General features: G+C 72.9%; 16 protein-coding genes. 10 read left to right on the top strand and 6 right to left on the bottom strand.

The genetic code is table 11. The annotated features are described in order from the left end of the window. Window positions 1-53: 53 nt before the first annotated feature. From RND61_RS16260 to RND61_RS16250, 3 genes are all read right to left on the bottom strand, one after another. Window positions 54-473 (bottom strand): CBS domain-containing protein, encoded by a 420-nt coding sequence (locus RND61_RS16260; RefSeq protein WP_315878675.1) that lies wholly within the window; start codon window positions 471-473, stop codon window positions 54-56. Window positions 474-671: 198 nt separating this feature from the next. Continuing rightward, the gene (locus RND61_RS16255; protein WP_315878674.1) at window positions 672-1,067 is read right to left on the bottom strand and encodes a DUF3105 domain-containing protein; all 396 of its coding nucleotides are present in this window, start codon (window positions 1,065-1,067) and stop codon (window positions 672-674) included. Between the two features lie 231 nt (window positions 1,068-1,298). After that, window positions 1,299-2,399 carry a PP2C family protein-serine/threonine phosphatase gene (locus tag RND61_RS16250; protein WP_315878673.1) on the bottom strand — a complete coding sequence of 367 codons (1,101 nt, stop codon included), beginning with the start codon at window positions 2,397-2,399 and terminating at the stop codon, window positions 1,299-1,301. 148 nt (window positions 2,400-2,547) lie between these two features. Here RND61_RS16250 and glnA point away from each other — a divergent pair, with 148 nt between their 5' ends. The 3 genes from glnA (at window position 2,548) to RND61_RS16235 (ending at window position 7,786) form a co-directional block, all read left to right on the top strand. Then, a complete protein-coding gene (gene glnA, locus RND61_RS16245) occupies window positions 2,548-3,909 on the top strand; it encodes a type I glutamate--ammonia ligase (protein ID WP_315878672.1) in 1,362 nt (453 codons plus the stop codon). 191 nt (window positions 3,910-4,100) lie between these two features. Beyond that, window positions 4,101-4,712, top strand: coding sequence for a dihydrofolate reductase family protein (locus tag RND61_RS16240; protein WP_315878671.1), 612 nt, complete (start codon window positions 4,101-4,103; stop codon window positions 4,710-4,712). A gap of 86 nt (window positions 4,713-4,798) precedes the next feature. Beyond that, entirely contained in the window at window positions 4,799-7,786 is a 2,988-nt protein-coding gene (locus tag RND61_RS16235) for a bifunctional [glutamine synthetase] adenylyltransferase/[glutamine synthetase]-adenylyl-L-tyrosine phosphorylase (protein WP_315878670.1), read from the top strand. Between the two features lie 34 nt (window positions 7,787-7,820). Here the strand turns inward: RND61_RS16235 and RND61_RS16230 are convergent, their stop codons facing one another. The 3 genes from RND61_RS16230 to RND61_RS16220 are packed head-to-tail and all read right to left on the bottom strand — an operon-like array spanning window position 7,821 to window position 11,520. Further along, window positions 7,821-8,732 (bottom strand): phosphatase PAP2 family protein, encoded by a 912-nt coding sequence (locus RND61_RS16230; protein WP_315878669.1) that lies wholly within the window; start codon window positions 8,730-8,732, stop codon window positions 7,821-7,823. 36 nt (window positions 8,733-8,768) lie between these two features. Then, entirely contained in the window at window positions 8,769-9,839 is a 1,071-nt protein-coding gene (locus RND61_RS16225) for a LacI family DNA-binding transcriptional regulator (RefSeq protein WP_315878668.1), read from the bottom strand. A gap of 25 nt (window positions 9,840-9,864) precedes the next feature. Then, window positions 9,865-11,520, bottom strand: a complete 1,656-nt coding sequence (locus RND61_RS16220) for a glycoside hydrolase family 13 protein (RefSeq protein ID WP_315878667.1) — start codon at window positions 11,518-11,520, stop codon at window positions 9,865-9,867. A gap of 337 nt (window positions 11,521-11,857) precedes the next feature. Here RND61_RS16220 and RND61_RS16215 point away from each other — a divergent pair, with 337 nt between their 5' ends. The 7 genes from RND61_RS16215 (at window position 11,858) to RND61_RS16185 (ending at window position 21,190) form a co-directional block, all read left to right on the top strand. Continuing rightward, a complete protein-coding gene (locus RND61_RS16215; RefSeq protein WP_315878666.1) occupies window positions 11,858-13,135 on the top strand; it encodes an extracellular solute-binding protein in 1,278 nt (425 codons plus the stop codon). A gap of 83 nt (window positions 13,136-13,218) precedes the next feature. Then, complete coding sequence (locus RND61_RS16210) at window positions 13,219-14,205, top strand: carbohydrate ABC transporter permease (protein ID WP_315878665.1); 987 nt, start codon at window positions 13,219-13,221, stop codon at window positions 14,203-14,205. After that, entirely contained in the window at window positions 14,202-15,143 is a 942-nt protein-coding gene (locus RND61_RS16205) for a sugar ABC transporter permease (RefSeq protein WP_315878664.1), read from the top strand. The genes RND61_RS16210 and RND61_RS16205 overlap by 4 nt, the downstream gene beginning before the upstream one ends. Before the next feature lie 131 nt (window positions 15,144-15,274). Beyond that, entirely contained in the window at window positions 15,275-16,927 is a 1,653-nt protein-coding gene (locus RND61_RS16200) for a glycoside hydrolase family 13 protein (RefSeq protein ID WP_315878663.1), read from the top strand. Then, window positions 16,915-17,982 (top strand): LacI family DNA-binding transcriptional regulator, encoded by a 1,068-nt coding sequence (locus RND61_RS16195; protein ID WP_315878662.1) that lies wholly within the window; start codon window positions 16,915-16,917, stop codon window positions 17,980-17,982. Before RND61_RS16200 ends, RND61_RS16195 begins: the two co-directional genes overlap by 13 nt. Before the next feature lie 292 nt (window positions 17,983-18,274). After that, complete coding sequence (locus tag RND61_RS16190) at window positions 18,275-18,829, top strand: GNAT family N-acetyltransferase (protein ID WP_315878661.1); 555 nt, start codon at window positions 18,275-18,277, stop codon at window positions 18,827-18,829. A gap of 648 nt (window positions 18,830-19,477) precedes the next feature. Further along, window positions 19,478-21,190 carry a carbohydrate-binding module family 20 domain-containing protein gene (locus RND61_RS16185; protein ID WP_315878660.1) on the top strand — a complete coding sequence of 571 codons (1,713 nt, stop codon included), beginning with the start codon at window positions 19,478-19,480 and terminating at the stop codon, window positions 21,188-21,190. Window positions 21,191-21,297 lie beyond the last annotated feature (107 nt).

The raw sequence follows: 21,297 nt of genomic DNA, 5'->3' as shown, positions 1-21,297 counted from the left end.
ACGGGCGTCCGCCCCGCCGGGACAGGTCCGTACCGGGTCAGGCCCGCGCCGGGTCAGCCCCGCGCGTACACGCCCTGGGCGAACTCTGCGACCTTGTCCTGCGGCAGGTGCCGCGCGAGGTCGGCCTCGCTGATGATGCCGACCAGCCGCTTGTTGTCGATGACCGGGAGGCGCTTGATCCGGTGGCCCTGCATCTCGCGCAGCACCTCGTTCACGTCCGCGTTCGCGTCGATCCAGCGGGGGGTGCCCTCCGCCACGTCGCCGCACGCCACACGCGACGGGTCGTGGCCCGCGGCCACGCACTTGACGACGATGTCGCGGTCCGTGACGATCCCGCAGAGCCGCTCGTTCTCGTCGGCGATGGGCAGTGCGCCCACGCCCTGCTCGCGCATCACCTGCGCGGCACGGTCCAGGGTCTCGTGGGCGGGGATCCAGTGGGCCCCGGGGTGCATGATGTCTCGGGCGGTGGTCATGGGGTGCGTTCCTCCGTCAAGGGCGTACGTCGTCTCCCCGAGCCCCTCCATTCTGGACGCGCCCCTCCACCCCCGCGACCGCTGCGGCCGCCCGGCGTCCCGGCCCGGCGCCGTGACCGTGGCCCACCCCGCGAACGGCAGCGCCGACACCACCGCCCCCCGCCGCAGGCCGGACGACCCGGCCCGGGCCCGTACGGGTCACCGTCCCGCCGTCCCGTTCGTCCCGCCCGTGCACGCCGCGCCCGGCTCGGGCGTCCACGGGCCCTGGGCGTACGCGGCGAGGAACCGGTTCACGCGCGGGTCGTCGGCTCGTCCACGGTGACCTGCTCGCCCCGCGCCGACAGCGTGATCGCGCCCGCCCGGTCCGGGACCGGGCTCATCGTCGTGCGCGTACGGCGTCCGGGCGACCTTCTCCTCCAGCGCCTCGACGGCGTCCTCCGGGGCCTTGCCGCCGTACGTCACCCCCACCGCGCCGTGCTCCGGCGAGTGGACGGCGTCCACCCCGGGGGCGGGCTCCTCGTGGACGGTGCCGTCGCAGTCCGTCCAGACCTGGTGGCGGTCACCGCCGACCGGCGGCTGCATCGGGTACGTCACGGCCCGCGTGACGTGGTCGCGGCCCAGCTCCTTCGCGTCCCACGGCTTCCCGTCCCACGGCTTCCCGTCCTCGATGGGGCCTGGCCGCGGCCTCCTGCTGCCGCTCCTCCCGCGACTCCTCGTCGAGCACGTACGCGCCGAAGCCGAATGAAGCCGATGAAGCCGACGAAGCCGGCCAGGCCGGCGACGGCGGCGGCGCTCAGGGTCGGGGTGAGGACGCGGGTGCGGCGCTCAGTCGCGGGGACTCACCCGCAGCGCCAGCAGCGCCACGTCGTCGACGATCTCGCTGGTGTACGACGACAGGTCCCGCCACACGGACCGCACCAGCGCCACGGGGTCGAGTTCCGGCCGGATCCGCTCCATCAGCGGGTAGAACTGCCCGGCCGCGTTGCGCGCCTCCGTCACCCCGTCCGTGTGCGCCAGCAGCACGCACGACGGCTCCAGCGGCACGGTCACCGGCACCGGTGCCGCGAACTCCGTCAGACCCAGCCCGAGCGGCGGGCCCGACTCCACCTCGACCTCCCGCGCCCCTCCCCGCGTCACCAGGAGCGGAGGGGGGTGGCCGCAGCTCAGCACCCGCGTCGTGACCTTCCCGCCCGACCCGTCGCCCGGCTCCCCGTCCGGCCCGTCGCAGGGGATCTCCATCAGCACGGCCGTGGCGAACAGTTCCGTCTCCTCCCCCCGCGAGGAGTCCACCACCAGCCGCCGGTCCAGCCGCGCGGCCACCCCCGCCAGTTCCGGCTCGTCCAGCACCGCCTCCCGGAACGTGCCGAGCAGCGCCGCCACCGTCGAGACCGCCGACAGCCCGTGCCCCTTCACGTCCGCCACGATCGCCCGCACCCCGTACGGGCCCGGCTGCACGTCGTACAGGTCCCCGCCGACCAGCGCCGTTCGCACCGCCGCCCGGTACAGCGCCCCGCACCGCACCGGCCCCACCTGCGGCGGCAGCGGCGGCAGCACCGCGTACTGGGCGGCCTCCGCGACCGTGCGCACCGTCACCAACTGGGCCTCGCGCCGGGCCCGCGCCCACGCGAGCAGCACGCTCACCGCCCCGATCAGCCCGAGCGCCAGCAGGTCGCCGCCGCTCACGTGCGCGGCCCGCGCGTAGGGCACGACCAGCGCCAGCATGACCGCCGCCGCCACCAGCGACGTGCCGCGCACCCCGTACGCCAGCGAGGCCAGCGGCGCGACCACGGCGAACGCGAAGCTGAGCTGCACCGTCTCGGGCGTCAGGAACTGCGCCGCGAGCACGCACAGCAGCAGCACCCAGGGCAGTACGCGCAGCCAGCGCGGCGGCCGGGCACCGGGCAGTTCCTTCGGGACACGGTCCATGGCCCCAGTCTGCGCGAACCCCGGGCCGCCCGCCCTCCACGGCCCCTGGCGTTACGCGTGCCACACCCGGCCGGGCACTATGGGTTCGCAACGCGCACGAAACCATGTGGTGGCATGCTGGCCGTGATCAGCGAGGATGGGTGTGGAAATGGACAAGCAGCAGGAATTTGTGCTCCGAACCCTGGAGGAGCGCGACATCCGCTTCGTGCGCCTGTGGTTCACCGACGTGCTCGGCTTCCTCAAGTCGGTCGCCGTCGCCCCCGCCGAACTGGAACAGGCGTTCGACGAGGGTATCGGCTTCGACGGCTCCGCCATCGAGGGCTTCGCGCGCGTGTACGAGTCCGACATGATCGCCAAGCCGGACCCGGCCACCTTCCAGATCCTCCCGTGGCGCGCCGAGGCCCCCGGCACGGCCCGGATGTTCTGCGACATCCTCATGCCCGACGGCTCCCCGTCGTTCGCCGACCCCCGCTACGTCCTCAAGCGCATCCTCGCGAAGACCTCCGACCTCGGCTTCACCTTCTACACCCACCCCGAGATCGAGTTCTTCCTGCTCAAGGACAAGCCCGTCGACGGCTCGCGGCCGACCCCCGCCGACAACTCCGGCTACTTCGACCACACCCCGCAGAACGTCGGCATGGACTTCCGCCGCCAGGCCATCACGATGCTGGAGTCCATGGGCATCTCCGTGGAGTTCTCCCACCACGAGGGCGCCCCCGGCCAGCAGGAGATCGACCTGCGCTACGCCGACGCCCTGTCGACGGCCGACAACATCATGACGTTCCGCCTGGTCATGAAGCAGGTGGCGCTGGAGCAGGGCGTCCAGGCGACGTTCATGCCCAAGCCCTTCTCGGACTGCCCCGGCTCCGGCATGCACACCCACCTCTCCCTCTTCGAGGGCGACCGCAACGCGTTCTACGAGTCCGGCGCCGAGTACCAGCTCTCGAAGGTCGGCCGCTCCTTCATCGCGGGCCTCCTGCGCCACGCCGCGGAGATCTCCGCCGTCACCAACCAGTGGGTCAACTCGTACAAGCGCATCTGGGGCGGCTCCAGCCGCACCGCAGGGTCGGGCGGCGAGGCCCCCTCGTACATCTGCTGGGGCCACAACAACCGCTCCGCGCTGATCCGCGTCCCCATGTACAAGCCCGGCAAGACCGGCTCGTCCCGCATCGAGGTCCGCTCCCTCGACTCCGGCTGCAACCCGTACCTCGCCTACGCCGTCCTCCTCGCCGCGGGCCTGCGCGGCATCGAGGAGAACTACGAGCTCGGCCCCGGCGCCGACGACGACGTGTGGGCCCTCTCCGACGGCGAGCGCCGCGCGATGGGCATCGAACCGCTCCCGCAGAACCTGGGCGAGGCGATCTCCCTGATGGAGCGCAGCGAACTGGTCGCGGAGACCCTGGGCGAGCACGTCTTCGACTTCTTCCTCCGCAACAAGAAGCAGGAGTGGGAGGAGTACCGCTCCGAGGTCACCGCCTTCGAACTCCGCAAGAACCTTCCTGTGCTGTAGCCGCAGGTCGGAGGCGGTACCCAGCAGAATCGATAACCCGGGCCAGCGGCGGTCAGCCGCTGGCCCGGAGCCGCCTCGACGGCCCTGGGCCGCCCCGGACCGCCCCCGGGACCAGGCCGCCGGCGCACCGGGGCCCGGGCGCGCGGGCGTCCCGCGGTGCGGCGGGGGGCCCGCCGGGTCAGCATGGGGGAATGAGCAAGGTCTTCGTGAGCCTCGGCATGTCCCTGGACGGCTTCGTCGCCGGGCCGCACGCCGGGCCCGGCAACCCCCTCGGGGACGGCGGGGAGCGCCTCCACGCCTGGCAGGACGCCGTCGGGGCGTGGCGGGACCGCCGGGAGCCCGGCGGCGGGGAGACCGGCCGCTCCGGGCTGGTCGTCGCCGAGAACTTCGACCGCGCCGGGGCGTACGTCATGGGCCGCCGCATGTGCGACGAGGGCGAGCGGGCGTGGCCCGACCCGCCGCCCTTCCGGGCGCCCGTGTTCGTCCTCACGACCAGCGCGCGCGACGCGTGGGTCCGCGGGGGCACCGTCTTCACGTACGTCACGGACGGCGTCCGCGCCGCCCTCGACCAGGCGCGCGCCGTGGCCGACGGCAAGGACGTGCAGATCTCCGGCGGGGCGCACACCGTGCGCCAGTACCTGAACGCGGGCCTCGTCGACGAGCTGGAGCTGCACGTCGTCCCGCTGGTGCTGGGCGCCGGCGTCCGCCTCTTCGACGGCGTCGACCCCGCGCTGCGGTTGGCGAAGGACCGGGTCGTCGACGCCCCGGACGTCACGCACCTGCGGTACCGGACCCTCCGCTGACCGGCGCGCGGACGGCCGCGGGCACCCCGCGCCACGGAGGCGGATAGGCTCGGGCCCAGCGTGAACGCGTGGAGGGAGAGGCCGACATGACGACGGCGCCGGGGCGTAGGAGCAGTACCTTCACACGGCTGCTGCGGCACGGCTTCACCGACGCGTCCACCGCCGAGAGGCTCCTCGCCGGCCCCGCCCTGGCCCCGGTCCGCGCCGACCCCGTCCTCCTCGACGCCCTCGGGGCGAGCGCCGACCCGGACCTCGCCCTGCGCGGCCTGGTGCGGCTCGCGGAGGCGCAGCCCGACGGGCCGCAGGAGCTGCTGTCCACGCTGGTCTCCGCGAAGCCGCTGCGCGACCGGCTCCTCGGCGTGCTCGGCGCCTCCGAGGCGCTCGGCGACCACCTGGCGCGGCACCCGCTGGACTGGCGGGCCCTCGTCACGTACGAGGCGGCCGACCTGCACCCCGGGGTCACGGAATTCGAGCGCGACCTCGCCGCCGCCACCGACCCGGTCTCCCTGCGCGTCGCCTACCGCCGCAGCCTCCTCGCCATAGCGGCCCGCGACGTGTGCGGCACCACCGACGTCGCCCAGACCGCCGCCGAGCTGGCCGACCTCGCCACGGCGACGCTCCGCGCGGCGCTCGCCCTCGCCCGCGCCGCCGCCCCCGAGGACGCCGCGCGGTGCCGGCTCGCGGTCATCGCGATGGGCAAGTGCGGCGGCCACGAGCTGAACTACGTCTCCGACGTGGACGTGATCTTCGTGGGGGAGGCCGTCGACGGCACCGACGAGCGGGAGGCGCTCCAGGCCGCCACCCGCCTCGCCTCCCACCTGATGCGGATCTGCTCGGAGACCACCGTCGAGGGCGCGATCTGGCCCGTCGACGCCAACCTCCGCCCCGAGGGCCGCAACGGCCCCCTCGTCCGCACCCTCTCCAGCCACGTCGCCTACTACCGGCGCTGGGCGAAGACCTGGGAGTTCCAGGCGCTGCTCAAGGCCCGCCCGGTCGCCGGCGACACCGAGCTGGGCGCCGCGTACGTCGAGGCGCTGTCCCCGATGGTCTGGCAGGCCGCCGAGCGGGAGAACTTCGTCACCGACGTGCAGAAGATGCGCCGCCGCGTCGTCGACAACATCCCGCCCGCCCACCTGGAGCGGGAGCTCAAGCTGGGCCCGGGCGGCCTGCGCGACGTGGAGTTCGCCGTCCAGCTCCTCCAGCTCGTCCACGGCCGCAGCGACGCGACGCTGCGCAGCGGCACGACCCTCGACGCGCTCGCCGCCCTCGCCGCCGGCGGCTACGTCGGCCGGACCGACGCCGCGCAGCTCGACGCGGCGTACCGGTTCCTGCGCGCCATGGAGCACCGCATCCAGCTCCACCGGCTGCGCCGCACGCACCTGGTCCCGGAGGGCGAGGAGGACCTGCGCCGCCTGGGCCGCTCGCTGGGGCTGCGCGCGGACCCCGTCGCGGAGCTGCACCGGGAGTGGAAGCGGCACGCGTCCGTCGTGCGGCGCCTCCACGAGAAGCTGTTCTACCGGCCGCTGCTCGACGCCGTCGCCCAGCTCGCCCCCGGCGAGACCCGGCTCAGCCCCGAGGCGGCCGGGCAGCGCCTCGAGGCGCTCGGGTACGCCGACCCGGTGGCCGCCCTGCGCCACCTGGAGGCCCTGTCGTCCGGGGTGAGCCGCAAGGCCGCCATCCAGCGCACCCTGCTGCCGGTGCTGCTGGGCTGGTTCGCCGACTCCGCCGACCCCGACGCCGGTCTGCTCGGCTTCCGGAAGGTGTCGGACGCGCTCGGCACCACCCCCTGGTACCTGCGGCTGCTGCGCGACGAGGGCGCCGCCGCGGAGAACCTGGCCCGTGTGCTGTCCGCCGGCCGCCTCGCCCCGGACCTGCTGCTGCGCGCCCCCGAGGCGGTGGCGATCCTGGGCGCCCGGGAGGGCCTGGAGCCGCGCCGCCGCAGCCACCTGGAGCCGGAGATCCTCGCGGCGGTCGGCCGCGCCGACACCCCGGAGCAGGCGGTGGCCGCGGCCCGCGGGGTCCGCCGCCGGGAGCTGTTCCGCACGGCCGCCGCCGACATCATCGCGTCGTACGGGACCGAGGAGGCCCCGGCACACCCGGACGCGGGCGCGCTGGTGGACCGGGTGGGCCGGGCCCTCACGGACCTCAACGCGGCGACCGTCGCCGGTGCCCTGCGCGCCGCCGTGCGCGCCGAGTGGGGCGACGCGCTCCCCACCCGCTTCGCGGTCATCGGCATGGGCCGCTTCGGCGGCCACGAGCTGGGCTACGGGTCCGACGCCGACGTGCTGTTCGTCCACGAACCGCGCGACGGCGTCGACGAGCAGGAGGCGGCCCGCGCCGCGAACCGGGTCGTCGCCGAGATGCGCCGGCTGCTGCAACTGCCGACCGCCGACCCGCCGCTGCTGATCGACGCGGACCTGCGCCCCGAGGGCCGCAGCGGGCCCCTGGTGCGCACGCTCAGGTCGTACGAGGCGTACTACCGGCGCTGGTCGCTGGGGTGGGAGAGCCAGGCCCTGCTGCGGGCCGAGCCGATGGCGGGCGACCCCGACCTGGGCCGCCGGTTCATCGAGCTCGTCGACCCGCTCCGGTACCCGGCGAAGGGCCTCGACGAGGCGGCCGTGCGCGAGATCCGCCGCCTCAAGGCCCGGATGGAGAACGAGCGGCTGCCGCGCGGGGCCGACCGCACCCTGCACACGAAGCTGGGCCGGGGCGGCCTGTCCGACGTGGAGTGGACGGTGCAGCTCATGCAGTTGCGGCACGGCCACGAGGTGCCGGGCCTGCGGACGACCGGCACGCGCGGGGCGCTGGCCGCCGCACGCGACGCGGGGCTGATCAGCGAGCGGGACGCGCGGACCCTCGACGAGGCGTGGGTCCTGGCCACCCGCGTCCGCAACGGCGTGATGCTGGTGCGGGGCCGCGCCGGCGACATGTTCCCGGCCGACGCGCGGGAACTGGCCGCCGTGGGCCGCTACCTGGGGTACGAGCCCGGTCACGCCGGGGAGATGGTGGACGACTACCGGCGGACGACGCGCCGCGCCCGGGCCGTGGTGGACGAGCTGTTCTACGGGGGGTGAGCCCCGGCCGCCCGCCGGGCGCGGGCCCGCCGCCCTACGGCGCGTGGGCCGCGCCCACCGCGGACGCCGCCGGGTCCCCGGAGCCGCCCGCGCCGATGGCGGGCGCGGCGACCGGCTGCGCACCGGCGCCGGCGTCCCCCCGCGCGGTGCGACCGCGCGCGTACCGCGGCAGCCGGTGCGGCAGCGCCCCGTACCAGGCGTACACGAGGCCGAGGCCGAAGCCGAGGCAGAGCATGCCGCCCACGGCGTCCATCCAGAAGTGGTTGGCGGTCGCGACGATCACGACCAGCGTGGCCGCCGGGTACAGCAGCCCCAGGATCCGTGCCCACGGCGCCTTGGCGAGGGCGAATATCGCCAGCCCGCACCACAGGGACCAGCCGATGTGCATCGACGGCATCGCGGCGTACTGGTTCGACATGTGCTTCAGGTCGCCCGAGGCCATGGACCCCCAGGTCTGGTGGACCAGCACCGTGTCGACGAAGTCCTCGCTCTCCATCAACCGGGGGGGAGCGAGCGGGTACAGGTAGTAGCCGAGCAGGGCCACGGCGGTGGTGGAGAACAGGATCATGCGGATCGCCGCGTAACGGCCCGGGTGCCGGCGGTAGAGCCACACCAGCACGCCGATGGTGACGATGAAGTGCAGGGTCGCGTAGTAGTAGTTCATCGACACGATGAGCCAGTCCACCGAGTTCACCGCGTGGTTGACCGCCTTCTCGAAGGCCAGGCCCAGGCGGTGCTCGGCGTGCCAGATCCAGTCGGCGTTGCGCAGCGCCTTCGCCTTCTGCTCCGGTACCGCGTTGCGGATGAGCGAGTACACGCCGTAACTGACCGCGAGGAGCAGGAGCTCGACCCAGATGCGCGGATGGCGCGGGGAACGCAGCCGGCGCCACGCGGCCGGGCGCCCCGCCGAACGGCCTTCCAACGTGGTCAAAATCCTGTCACCCATGAGCGGAGAGTCTGCCAGAAAGGCCCTGTAGGTCGATCATCCTTCAATCGGATTCTCGTCGCCATCAGTCCGCCTTCCGGAGGACCGCTGACCCCGGGGCCCCGCGGCCGTCGAGCCGCGCACGACCAGCTCGGGCATGAAGACGAACTCGCTGTGGGGGGCGGGCGTACCGCCGACCTCCTCCAGCAGCGCCCGCACCGCCGCCTGCCCCATCGCCTGCACCGGCTGCCGGATCGTGGTCAGGGGCGGGTCGGTGAAGGCTATGAGGGGCGAGTCGTCGAAGCCGACGACGGACACGTCCCCCGGCACCCGCAGCCCCCGCTGCCGGGCCGCGCGGATCGCGCCGAGCGCCATCATGTCGCTGGCGCACACGATCGCCGAGCAGCCCCGCTCGATGAGCGCGCCCGCCGCCGCCTGCCCGCCTTCGAGCGTGTACAGGGAGTGCTGGATCAGTTCCTCGATCCGCTCCGGGGAGAGGCCGAGCCGCTCCCGCATCCCGGCGTGGAAGCCCTCGATCTTGCGTAGGACGGGCACGAACCGCTTCGGCCCGACCGCGAGGCCGATCCGGGTGTGGCCGAGGGAGGCGAGGTGCGTGACGGCGAGCTTCATCGCGGCCCGGTCGTCGGGGGAGACGAACGGCGCCTGGATCTGCGGCGAGAAGCCGTTGATCAGGACGAACGGGACGCCCTTGCCGCGCAGCTGGTCGTACCGCTGCGTGTCGGCGGTCGTGTCGGCGTGCAGGCCGGAGACGAAGATGATGCCGGAGACGCCGCGCTCGACGAGCATCTCGGTCAGCTCGTCCTCGGTGGATCCGCCCGGTGTCTGCGTGGCGAGGACCGGCGTGTATCCCTGACGGGTCAGGGCCTGGCCGATGACCTGGGCCAGCGCCGGGAAGATCGGGTTGTCCAGCTCGGGTGTGATCAGCCCCACGAGTCCGGCGCTGCGCTGCCGCAGCCGCACCGGCCGTTCGTAGCCGAGGACGTCCAGCGCGGCCAGCACGGACTGGCGGGTGGCCGCGGCCACACCGGGCTTGCCGTTGAGCACGCGGCTGACTGTGGCTTCGCTGACCCCCGCCTGGGCTGCGATGTCGGCTAGCCGCGCGGTCATGTGGTGGGACTGTACCGGGCGCACGTCAGATTGCCCACCAGGAGCAGGAGTCGGGGGCGGCCACGACGGTGTCCGCCGGGCCGTCCGGACCGTCCCCGGGCGCGGTCTCCCCCTCCGCGTCGCTGGTCAGCAGGGGCCGCCCGCCGGGACCGCCGGGGCGGGGGAGCTCCACCGCGCGGTCCGTGGTGTTGGCGACGCACACCACGCCGCCGCCCCGGGCGACCCGCCGGAACGCGAGGAGCCCGCGCGGCACGGGGAGCCACTCCACCGGGCCGCCCGCGCCCAGCGCGGGGTGTCCGCGGCGCACGGCCAGGGCGGTCCGGTACAGCTCCAGCGTCGACGCCGGGTCGCCGGTCTGGGCCGCCACCGACAGCGAGCCCCACCCCTCGGGCTGCGGCAGCCAGCTCCCGCCCGGCCCGAACCCGTACGAGGGGCCGTCCGGCGTCCACGGGATCGGCACCCGGCAGCCGTCCCGCAGCCCCTCCTGCCCTTCGCCGCGATGGAACGCCGGGTCTTGGCGCAGCTCGTCCGGCAGGTCCGTGACCTCCGGCAGCCCCAGCTCCTCGCCCTGGTACAGGTAGGCGGAGCCGGGCAGCGCCAGCATCAGCAGCGCCGCCGCCCGCGCCCTGCGCAGGCCGCCCAGCCTCGTCGCGTGCCGCACCACGTCGTGGTTGGACAGCACCCAGGTCGCGGGGGCGCCCACCGACGCGGTCGCGCGCAGCGACGCGTCGATCACTGCGCGCAGCGCGTCGGCCTCCCACGGGCACCGCAGGTAGGGGAAGTTGAACGCCTGGTGCAGCTCGTCGGGGCGTACGTACAGGGCGATCCGCTCCGGTGTCGGCGCCCACGCCTCGGCGACCGCGATGCGCTGCCCCCCGTACGAGTCGAGGAGGCGCCGCCAGTCGCGGTGGATCTCGTGGACGCCGTCCTGGTCGAAGAACGGCAGCCGCTGCGCGCCGATCAGCCGGGCCTGCTCGCGGTGGCCGATGTCGGGCAGCCCCGGCGCCTTCACCATCCCGTGCGCGACGTCGACGCGGAACCCGTCGACCCCCAGGTCCAGCCAGAACCGCAGCACGGACGCGAACTCGGCCCGCACCTCCTCGTTCTCCCAGTTCAGGTCCGGCTGCTGCGGGGCGAACAGGTGCAGGTACCAGGAGCCGTCCGGCACCCGCGTCCAGGCCGGGCCGCCGAAGACGGACTCCCAGTCGTTGGGTGGCAGCGACCCGTCCGGGCCCTTGCCGGGGCGGAAGTGGTACCGGTCCCGGCCCGTGCCGGCGAGGGCCTCCTGGAACCAGGGGTGCCGGTCGGACGTGTGGTTGGGGACGACGTCGACGATCACCCGCAGGCCCAGCTCGTGCGCCGCCCGGACCAACTCGTCCGCGTCCGCCAGCTCCCCGAAGACCGGGTCGACCGCGCGGTGGTCCGCCACGTCGTAGCCGCCGTCCGCCTGCGGCGAGACGTAGAAGGGGGTGAGCCACACCGCGTCCACGCCCAGCCCCGCCAGGTGCGGCAGCCGCTCCCGCACGCCGCGCAGGTCCCCGATCCCGTCGCCGTCGCTGTCGGCGAAGGAGCGCACGTACACCTGGTAGATGACGGCGTCCCGCCACCAGTCGGGGCGGTCGGGCGGAGCGGGGTGCCGGTCCTGCGACGTCCGGGCCGGTGCGGTCAGCTCGTGGGCCATGGGCGCGGTGCCTCTCGTCCGGAACGCGACGTTCTGCAAGCGGTGTGAAAAGGCTTGCAGAGCCTTCCGGGGCTCCGCAAGGCCGGTTGCGGGGGCGCATGGAAGGGCGCGAGGGCGCTCGCGCCTGGAGTGTCAAGCGATGCGACGGCAACTGTAGGGACACGTGGATGTAACGATCCCCTGGCCTTGCAGAAATTTGCCGCAAGGTCTTTCGGCTCGTTTTCATCCCTGTTACGTTCCTGGCAACCCGGCGCGCCGCGAAGGAGCGGTCGGCAGGTGGCAAGTCTTCGCAAGACCTTCCGCCTCGGTCTTCCCGGGATCAGTTGAAGGAGTTCACATGCGGCGTGGCATAGCGGCCACCGCGCTGGTCGCGAGCCTGGCCCTCGCGGCGACGGCCTGCGGCGGCGACAGTGAGGACAAGGCGGCCGGCGGCCCGGTCACCATCACCTGGTGGGACACCTCGGATGCCACGAACGAGGCGCCGACCTACAAGAAGCTGATCGAGAAGTTCGAGGCCGCGCACAAGGACATCAAGGTCACGTACCAGAACGTCCCGTTCGCCGAGGCCGAGCAGAAGTACAAGACCGCCGCCCAGGCCGGCAACGCCCCCGACGTGCTGCGCGCCGACGTCGGCTGGACCGCCGGCCTCGCCGAGAACCAGTACCTCGCCCCGCTCGACGGCACGCCCGCCACCAAGGAGATCGACTCCTTCAACCAGGGCCTGGTCGACGGCGCCAAGGTCAACGGGAAGCTGTACGGCGTCCCGCAGGTCACCGACGCCCTCGCGCTCCTCTACAACAAGGAGGTCTTCGCGAAGGCCGGCGTCCAGCCGCCGAAGACCTGGGCCGAGCTGAGCACCGCGGCGAAGACCATCAAGCAGAAGACCGGCGTCGACGGCATCTACCTCAACCCGGACAGCTACTTCGCCCTGCCGTTCCTCTACGGCGAGGGCGGCACGATGGTCGACACCGGGACCAAGAAGATCACCGTCAACGACGAGGCCGGCAAGAAGGCCCTCCAGACCGTCGTCGACATGGTCAAGAGCGGTGTCGCCGTCAAGCCGGACTTCACCGACGGCTACAACAACATGCAGGCCGCCTTCAAGGACGGCAAGGTCGCCATGGTCGTCAACGGCCCGTGGTCCACGGCCGACGACCTCACCGGCAAGGCGTTCAAGAACAAGGACAACCTGGGCGTCGCCCCGGTCCCGTCCGGCTCCGCCGGCAAGGCCGGCACGCCCACCGGCGGCCACAACCTGGTCGTCTACAACGGTGCCGACGCCGCCCACAAGACGGCCGCCCAGAAGTTCGTGGCGTTCATGACCTCCGCCGCGTCGCAGGAGTTCGCCGCCACCGAGACCGGCGTCCTGCCGACCCGTGACGACGCCTACACCGTCAAGGTCGTCGCCGACCCGATCCGCGCCTCCTTCAAGAACGTGCTGGCCGACTCCACCGCGCGTCCCGCCGTCTCCGGCGTGAGCGACATGTTCACCGAGTGGACCAAGCAGTACATCGAGATCCTCAAGGGCAACACCACCGTCGAGAAGGGCCTCGACACCACCGCCGAGAAGTGGAAGACCAACATCAACTCCCTCAAGGAGTACTCGGTCGACTGAGCCCCTTCGGCCCGGACCGGCACCGCGAGGACGCGGACGCCGGTCCGGGCCGGACCCGTACGCACTGAGGGAAAACAACTTCCATGAAGACAGCCACCGCAGATCCCGCCACGGCCGCGCGGCCTGCCCGGGCCGGGCTGCTCACCCGCATGAAGCGTTCGTACGACCGGCACTGGTACGCCTGGGCCATGGTGCTGCCGGTGGTGCTGGTCATCGGCGTGCTGATCGCCTACCCGCTGGGCCGGGGCGTCTACCTGTCGTTCACCGACGCCAACGAGCTCAACGTCGCCAAGCAGCTCGGCGCGACCGAGATCCCGGCCACCTACCAGTTCGTCGGCTTCGACAACTACTGGCGGGTGCTGTCGGGTGCCGACGGCGAGTTCTACCCCAAGCTCCTGTGGACCGTGGTGTGGACCGCGTCCTGCGTGTTCCTCCACTACACGATCGGCCTGGGCCTGGCCCTGCTGCTCAACCGCAAGCTCAAGGGCCGCTCCCTGTACCGCGTGCTGCTCATCCTGCCGTGGGCGGTGCCGGCCTTCGTCGCCACCTACGTCTGGCGCATGATGTACAACTCCGAGTCCGGCATCTTCAACGCCGTCCTCGGCCAGTTGGGCATCGGCCCCGTCGACTGGCTCGGCGACACCTTCATGCAGAAGGTCGCCGTCATCGGCGTCAACGTCTGGCTCGGCGTGCCGTTCATGATGGTCGCGATCCTCGGCGGCCTCCAGGCCATCTCCAGCGAGCAGTACGAAGCCGCCGAGATGGACGGCGCCACCCCCTGGCAGCGGTTCCGCCACGTCACCCTGCCGGGACTGCGCCCGGTCAGCGCCACGGTGATCATGCTGGGCACCATCTGGACGTTCAACATGTTCCCGATCATCTACCTGATGCTCGGTGAGGCGAACGCCCTGCACAGCGAGATCCTCGTGACCTACGCCTACCGGCTCGCCTTCGGCTCCGTGCGCGACTACGCGGGCGCCGCCACGTACGGGATCCTCATCCTCTCCATGCTCCTCGTCTTCGCCGTCTTCTACCGCCGGATCCTCGACCGTCAGGAGGCCGTCCGATGAGCACGGTGACCGAACCCCGGAAGAACGCCCCGGCGGCCCGCGCCGCGGCCGGCGCGCCCGGCGCCGCCGGCTCCGGCTCCGGCGGCACCCGCCCCCGCAAGGTCCGCGGCCGTGAGGAGCGCTCCCCGCTCGCCTCGGCCGGACTGCACGGCGCGCTGGTCCTCGCCAGCCTCGTCGCGGTCTTCCCGATCGCGTACATGGTCTTCATCTCGCTGCGCGGCCGGAGCGGCTGGACCAGGCCGACCAGCGCCGAGGGCGGCCTGGAGATCAGCAACTACGCGTACGTGCTGAGCGAGACCGAGTTCCCGCGCTGGTTCGCCAACTCGCTGCTCGTCGCCGCCGGCACCACGCTCGTCGGCGTCTTCGTCGCCGCCTCCACCGGCTACGCCATCTCCCGGATGCGCTTCCCCGGCCACAAGTCGCTGATGTGGGTGCTGCTCATCACGCAGATGTTCCCCGTCGCCGTGCTGATCGTCGCCCTGTACAACATCCTCGGCAGCATGGGCCTGCTCGACTCGTACCTGGGCCTGATCCTCACGTACTGCTCGGTGTCGGTGCCGTTCTGCGCCTGGATGATGAAGGGCTACTTCGACACGATCCCGCACGAGATCGACGAGGCCGGCCGGGTCGACGGGCTCACCCCCTTCGGCACCTTCTACCGGCTGATCCTGCCCCTGGCCAAGCCCGGCCTCGCCGTCACCGCGTTCTACTCCTTCCTCACCGCGTGGGGGGAGGTCGCCTTCGCCCGCGCCTTCCTCTCCACCGACTCGATGCTCACCCTCTCGGTCGGCCTGCAGAGCTTCATCGGCCAGCACAAGGCCGAGTGGGGCTACCTCACGGCCTCCGCGGTGATCATCACGATCCCGGCGGGCCTGGTGTTCCTCCTGGTCCAGCGCAACCTCGTCGCCGGCCTCACGGCGGGCGGCACCAAGGGCTGAGCACCGCCCGGACCCGTCCCCACCGGGACCCGTCCGACCCGCCCGCGCCCCCAGACGGCGGTGCCGGTCCGGCCCGACAGCCCCGTCGCCGGACCCGGCACCGCCCCCATCCCACTCCACCCAGGGAAGACATGACCCAGCACCTTGCCGCCCCCGCCGCCCCGACCACCGGCACGGACACCGGCTGGTGGAGAGAAGCGGTGATCTACCAGGTCTACCCGCGCAGCTTCGCCGACGGCAACGGCGACGGCATGGGCGACCTGGAGGGCGTCCGCAGCCGCCTGCCGTACCTGAAGGAGCTCGGCGTCGACGCCGTCTGGCTGAGCCCCTTCTACGCGTCGCCGCAGGCCGACGCCGGGTACGACGTCGCCGACTACCGGGCCATCGACCCGATGTTCGGCACCCTCCTCGACGCCGACGCCCTCGTCCGCGAGGCCCACGAGCTGGGCCTGCGCATCATCGTCGACCTCGTCCCCAACCACTCCTCCGACCAGCACGAGTGGTTCCAGCGCGCCCTGCGCGAGGGCCCCGGCTCCCCGCTGCGCGAGCGCTACCACTTCCGCCCCGGCAAGGGCGAGAACGGCGAACTCCCGCCCAACGACTGGGAGTCCATCTTCGGCGGCCCCGCCTGGACCCGTGTCGAGGACGGCGAGTGGTACCTCCACCTGTTCGCCCCCGAGCAGCCCGACTTCAACTGGGACCACCCCGCCGTCCACGACGAGTTCCGCTCCATCCTGCGGTTCTGGCTCGACATGGGCGTCGACGGCTTCCGCGTCGACGTCGCCCACGGCCTGGTCAAGGCGCCCGGCCTGCCCGACATCGGCGCCCACGACCAGCTCAAGCTCCTCGGCAACGACGTGATGCCGTTCTTCGACCAGGACGGCGTCCACGAGATCTACCGGAGCTGGCGCAAGGTCCTGGAGGAGTACGACGGCGAGCGCGTCCTCGTCGCCGAGGCGTGGACCCCCACCGTCGAGCGCACCGCCAACTACGTGCGCTCCGACGAGATGCACCAGGCGTTCAACTTCCAGTACCTGGGCACCCACTGGGACGCCGTCGAGCTGCGCCGGGTCATCGACGCGTCCCTCGCCGCGATGCGCCCCGTCGGCGCCCCCGCCACCTGGGTGCTCTCCAACCACGACGTCACCCGGCACGCCACCCGCTTCGCCAACCCGCCCGGCCTCGGCACCCAGCTTCGCGTGCCCGGCGACCGCGAGCTCGGCCTGCGCCGCGCCCGCGCGGCGACCCTGCTGATGCTGGCCCTGCCCGGCTCCGCGTACGTCTACCAGGGCGAGGAGCTCGGCCTGCCCGACGTCACCGACCTGCCGGACGAGGTCCGCCAGGACCCGTCGTTCTTCCGCGCCAGCGGCCAGGACGGCTTCCGCGACGGCTGCCGCGTCCCGATCCCGTGGACCGTCGAGGGCAGCTCGTACGGCTTCGGCTCCGGCGGCAGTTGGCTGCCGCAGCCCGCCACCTGGGGCGCCCTGAGCGTCGAGGCGCAGACCGGCGTGCCCGGCTCCACCCTGGAGCTGTACCGCGCCGCCCTGCGCGTCCGCCGCGAGCAGCCCGGCCTCGGCGCGGGCGGGGCGGTGGAGTGGCTGGAGGCGCCCGAGGGCGTCCTGGCGTTCCGCCGCGAGGGGTTCGTGTGCACCGCGAACACGACCGGCGAGCCGGTCCGCGTCGACGCGCCCGGCCGGGTCCTGCTCTCCAACAAGCCGGTCCGCACCAGCGTGGACGGCACGGTCGAACTGCCCGCCGACACGACCGTCTGGTGGGCGGTGTGACCCTTCCCCCGTCGCGGGGCGCCGGCGACCTGACCGTCGGCGCCCCGCGGCTCGCGGACATCGCGGCCCAGGCGGGGGTGAGCGAGGCGACCGTCAGCCGGGTCCTCAACGGCAAGGCGGGCGTCGCGGGACCCACCCGCCACCGCGTGCTCGCGGCGCTCGACGTGCTCGGCTACGAGCGTCCCGTACGGCTCAGGCAGCGCAGCGCGGGCCTCATCGGGCTCCTCATCCCCGAGTTGACCAACCCCATCTTCCCGGCGTTCGCCCAGGTCATCGAGCAGGTCCTGGCCGGCTACGGGTACACGCCGGTGCTGTGCACGCAGATGCCGGGCGGGGCCACCGAGGACGAGCTGGTCGAGCAGTTGGAGGAGCGCGGCGTCACCGGCATCGTGTTCCTGTCCGGCCTGCACGCCGACACGTCGGCGGACCCCTCCCGGTACGAGCGGCTCGCCGCGCGCGGCGTCCCGTTCGTCCTGATCAACGGCTTCAACGAGCACATCGACGCCCACTTCGTCTCGCCCGACGACCGGGCCGCGGCCCGCATGGCCGTGCGCCACCTGGTGGAGCTGGGCCACGAGCGCGTCGGCCTCGCCATCGGCCCCACCCGGTACGTGCCCTCCCGCCGCAAGGCCGAGGGCTTCGTCTCCGCGCTGCACCGGATGCTGGGCGTGGAACGCGAACGGGCCGAGGCGTACGTCCAGCCGACGCTGTTCGGCGTGGAGGGCGGCCACGCGGCGGCGAGCGTCCTGCTCGACCAGGGCTGCACGGGCATCGTGTGCGGCAGCGACCTGATGGCCCTGGGCGCGATCCGCGCGGTCCGCGCCCGCGGGCTCGACGTGCCGTCGGACGTGTCGGTGGTCGGCTTCGACGACTCGCCGCTGATCGCCTTCACGGACCCGCCGCTGACGACCGTGCGGCAGCCGGTGCGGGCGATGGCGACGGCGGCGGTGGACGCGCTGCTGGAGGAGATCGAGGGGAACCCGGTGCAGCGCACGGAGTTCGTCTTCCAGCCGGAACTGGTGGTCCGCGGCTCCACGTCGGCCCCGCCGAGGTAAGCGGCCGGGGCCGCCCGAGGACGGCGGGCCCGGCACCCGCCTCGCACGAGGCGGGACGGCGCGCCCGAAACGGCGCCACGCACCGGGTCGAGCTCGCCCGGGTGCTCCTCGCCGGTGGGGAGGCCGATGAGGCGTGCGCGGAAGTGAGCGCGGTACCGACGTGCGGAGGTATCTCGTCTCCTCGCCTGATGGGCAAGGTGAAGCAGTTTCGGCGGGCTGCCGCGGGAGTGGACAGCGCTTTGCCCCGCGAGTGCGTCGAGCGCATCCGCGAGACCGTTCGAGGGAGCGCGACATGACGTGGCAGGGCGCCGTGACCGTAGAGCGTGTGGACGGGCCGTCCGCCGTACGGGCACAGGACGCGTTCAGGCTGGTCTACGCGGAGGTGTTCGCCGATCCGCCGTACGACGAGACCGCGGACGACGTGGCGGCGACCTTCCGGCGCTTCCGCTCCCAGTGCCGCAAGGAGTCCTTCCGGGCCGCCCTGGCCCGCGCCGAGGACGGCGAGCCGGTCGACATGGCGTACGGCCACTGCCTCGGAGTCGACACGGTCTGGTGGGACCGGCTCGTGGAACCCGTGTCCGACGACATGCGCCGCGAGGACGGCCACCGCACCTTCGGGCTCATGGAACTCGCCGTACGGAGGCCCTGGCGCGGGCGGGGCGTGGCACGCCGGCTGCACGCGACGCTGCTCGACGGCGTCGGGGCCGCCCGCGTGCTGCTCAACGTCCACCCCGGGAGCAGGGCCGCTTCGGCCGCCTACCGGGCGTGGGGGTACCGCAAGGTCGGCGAGGCGCGCCCGTGGCAGGGTGCCGACCTCCACGACGTGATGCTGCTCGACCTGCGCTGACCGCGCCCGCGCAAGAGCGGCCGAGGCGGGGGTGACGCCCGGGCGCCGCGGAGGGGCGGGGAGACGGTGGGCGGGGGGCGTGGAGCGGGCGGTCACCGAGGAGCAGCGGTGCCGGACCGGCTGATCCGGGACTGGCACCTCATGGGGCACGCGCTCGCGCTCGGCGTTCCCGGATCCGCCGCCGGGCACGGCGTGCCGGAGGGCGTGTGCGTCGCGTGTCGGTGTTCCGGCCGGGGGTGTGGTTCGTGGAGCCAGGAGGCCCGGGGCTGCCCTTGCGGGGCGGCGGGGGCTTTTCGTGCCCCGGACCTCCCGGTACGCGACCGGCCCGGCCGGCCGGGCGCGTGGGGCCGGCCGGAGCGGCCGAACCCCCGGCCGACCGGACCGGAGTCGTGAGGGAACGTAACACTGCTGCAATACCTTGCGAAAGCCCTTGCAATCCTCTGAACGCGCTGGTTTCCGTGTTGTGACCCGGAAGTAAGTGGAGTGTGTCGGAGGGGTTGACCTTGCGCCGGGGGGCTCGTACGGTCACGACCGAAAACTGTTGCTGCCGTCTTGCAGCAAGAAGATTCAACCGGCCTTGCGGGCACGGCGCGTTGCCGTACGAGGCTGCCCCCACCGCATCCGCACCTCCCCTCCCCAGGAGGAAACATGGCCAGAAGAACCGTGGCCGCCGCACTCGCCCTCGCGGCGGGAGCCGCAGTCGGCGTCACGGCGCCGAGCCAGACCGCCCAGGCCGCCGCGCCCGGAGACAAGGACGTCACCGCGGTGATGTTCGAGTGGAAGTTCGCGTCGGTCGCCAAGGCGTGCACCGACACGCTCGGCCCCGCCGGGTACGGCTACGTGCAGGTCTCGCCCCCGCAGGAGCGCATCCAGGGCTCCGCGTGGTGGACGGCGTACCAGCCCGTCAGCTACCGCATCGCCGGCCCCCTCGGCGACCGCGCCGCCTTCAAGAGCATGGTCGACACCTGCCACGCCGCGGGCGTCAAGGTCGTCGCCGACACGGTCATCAACCACATGACCTCCGGCAGCGGCACGGGAACCGGCGGGTCGTCGTACACGAAGTACACCTACCCCGGCACCTACTCCGCGACCGACTTCGACAACTGCACCGCGGAGATCAACAACTACCAGGACCGCTGGAACGTCCAGCAGTGCGAGCTGGTCGGCCTCGCCGACCTGGACACCGGCGAGGAGTACGTCCGCAGCCGCATCGCCGCGTACATGAACGACCTGCTGTCGCTGGGGGTCGACGGGTTCCGCATCGACGCCGCCAAGCACATGCCGGCCGCCGACCTGGCGAACATCAAGTCCCGGCTGACCAACCCCAACGCCTACTGGAAGCAGGAGGCGATACACGGCGCCGGCGAGGCCGTCTCCCCGAGCGAGTACCTCGGCAACGGCGACGTGCAGGAGTTCCGCTACGCCCGCGACCTCAAGCGGGTCTTCAACGGCGAGAAGCTCGCCCACCTGAAGAACTTCGGCGAGGCGTGGGGGTACATGCCCTCCGGCCAGTCCGGCGTCTTCGTCGACAACCACGACACCGAGCGCAACGGCGACACCCTCAACTACAAGAGCGGCGCCACCTACACCCTCGCGAACGTCTTCATGCTCGCCTGGCCCTACGGCTCCCCGGACGTCCACTCCGGCTACGAGTGGTCCCACAAGGACGCCGGCGCCCCGGCCGGCGGGCAGGTCAACGCCTGCTACAGCGACGGCTGGAAGTGCCAGCACGCCTGGACCGAGATCAAGTCGATGGTCGCCTTCCGGAACGTGGCCCGCGGTCAGGGCGTCACGAACTGGTGGGACAACGGCAACAACGCCATCGCCTTCGGGCGCGGCACCAAGGCGTACGTGGCCATCAACCACGAGACCGGCCCGCTGACCCAGACGTTCCAGACCTCGCTGCCCGCCGGCACGTACTGCGACGTCCAGAGCGGCAAGCCCGTCACGGTCGACGGCTCCGGCCGGTTCACCGCCACCCTCGGCGCCAACACGGCGCTCGCCCTCCACACCGGCGCCACGTCCTGCGGCGGCGGCTCCACCGACCCCACCACCCCGCCGCCCGCCACCAGCGGCGCCTCGTTCAACGTGACGGCCACCACGACCCCCGGCCAGAACATCTACGTCACCGGCGACCACGCCGCCCTCGGCAACTGGAACCCCGGTAGCGCCCTCAAGCTCGACCCGGCCGCCTACCCCGTGTGGAAGCTCGACGTGAACCTGCCCGCGGGCACCGCGTTCGCGTACAAGTACATCCGCAAGGACGCCGCCGGAAACGTCACCTGGGAGAGCGGCGCCAACCGCACCGCCACCGTCCCGGCGAGCGGCAAGGTGACGCTCAGCGACACCTGGCGCAACTGACCCCGCACCACCGAGCCCCGCACCCGCCCGGGTGCGGGGCCTCCTCTCCGTACCACCCTCACCGAGGAGAACCCGCCTTGACACGCCTGAGCCCCCCGGCACGCCAC

Source organism: Streptomyces tamarix, from assembly GCF_032423885.1.
Taxonomy (GTDB): domain Bacteria; phylum Actinomycetota; class Actinomycetes; order Streptomycetales; family Streptomycetaceae; genus Streptomyces; species Streptomyces tamarix.
This window is presented reverse-complemented; position numbering and strand designations above follow the sequence as displayed.

Bases quoted from the DNA above. Each gene is read 5' to 3' on its own strand.
- RND61_RS16260 (WP_315878675.1), bottom strand. From the start codon at position 473: ATGACCACCGCCCGAGACATCATGCACCCCGGGGCCCACTGGATCCCC.
- RND61_RS16250 (WP_315878673.1), bottom strand. From the start codon at position 2,399: ATGGACCGTGTCCCGAAGGAACTGCCCGGTGCCCGGCCGCCGCGCTGG.
- glnA (WP_315878672.1), top strand. From the start codon at position 2,548: ATGGACAAGCAGCAGGAATTTGTGCTCCGAACCCTGGAGGAGCGCGAC.
- RND61_RS16240 (WP_315878671.1), top strand. From the start codon at position 4,101: ATGAGCAAGGTCTTCGTGAGCCTCGGCATGTCCCTGGACGGCTTCGTC.
- RND61_RS16235 (WP_315878670.1), top strand. From the start codon at position 4,799: ATGACGACGGCGCCGGGGCGTAGGAGCAGTACCTTCACACGGCTGCTG.
- RND61_RS16230 (WP_315878669.1), bottom strand. From the start codon at position 8,732: ATGGGTGACAGGATTTTGACCACGTTGGAAGGCCGTTCGGCGGGGCGC.
- RND61_RS16225 (WP_315878668.1), bottom strand. From the start codon at position 9,839: ATGACCGCGCGGCTAGCCGACATCGCAGCCCAGGCGGGGGTCAGCGAA.
- RND61_RS16220 (WP_315878667.1), bottom strand. From the start codon at position 11,520: ATGGCCCACGAGCTGACCGCACCGGCCCGGACGTCGCAGGACCGGCAC.
- RND61_RS16215 (WP_315878666.1), top strand. From the start codon at position 11,858: ATGCGGCGTGGCATAGCGGCCACCGCGCTGGTCGCGAGCCTGGCCCTC.
- RND61_RS16210 (WP_315878665.1), top strand. From the start codon at position 13,219: ATGAAGACAGCCACCGCAGATCCCGCCACGGCCGCGCGGCCTGCCCGG.
- RND61_RS16205 (WP_315878664.1), top strand. From the start codon at position 14,202: ATGAGCACGGTGACCGAACCCCGGAAGAACGCCCCGGCGGCCCGCGCC.
- RND61_RS16200 (WP_315878663.1), top strand. From the start codon at position 15,275: ATGACCCAGCACCTTGCCGCCCCCGCCGCCCCGACCACCGGCACGGAC.
- RND61_RS16190 (WP_315878661.1), top strand. From the start codon at position 18,275: ATGACGTGGCAGGGCGCCGTGACCGTAGAGCGTGTGGACGGGCCGTCC.
- RND61_RS16185 (WP_315878660.1), top strand. From the start codon at position 19,478: ATGGCCAGAAGAACCGTGGCCGCCGCACTCGCCCTCGCGGCGGGAGCC.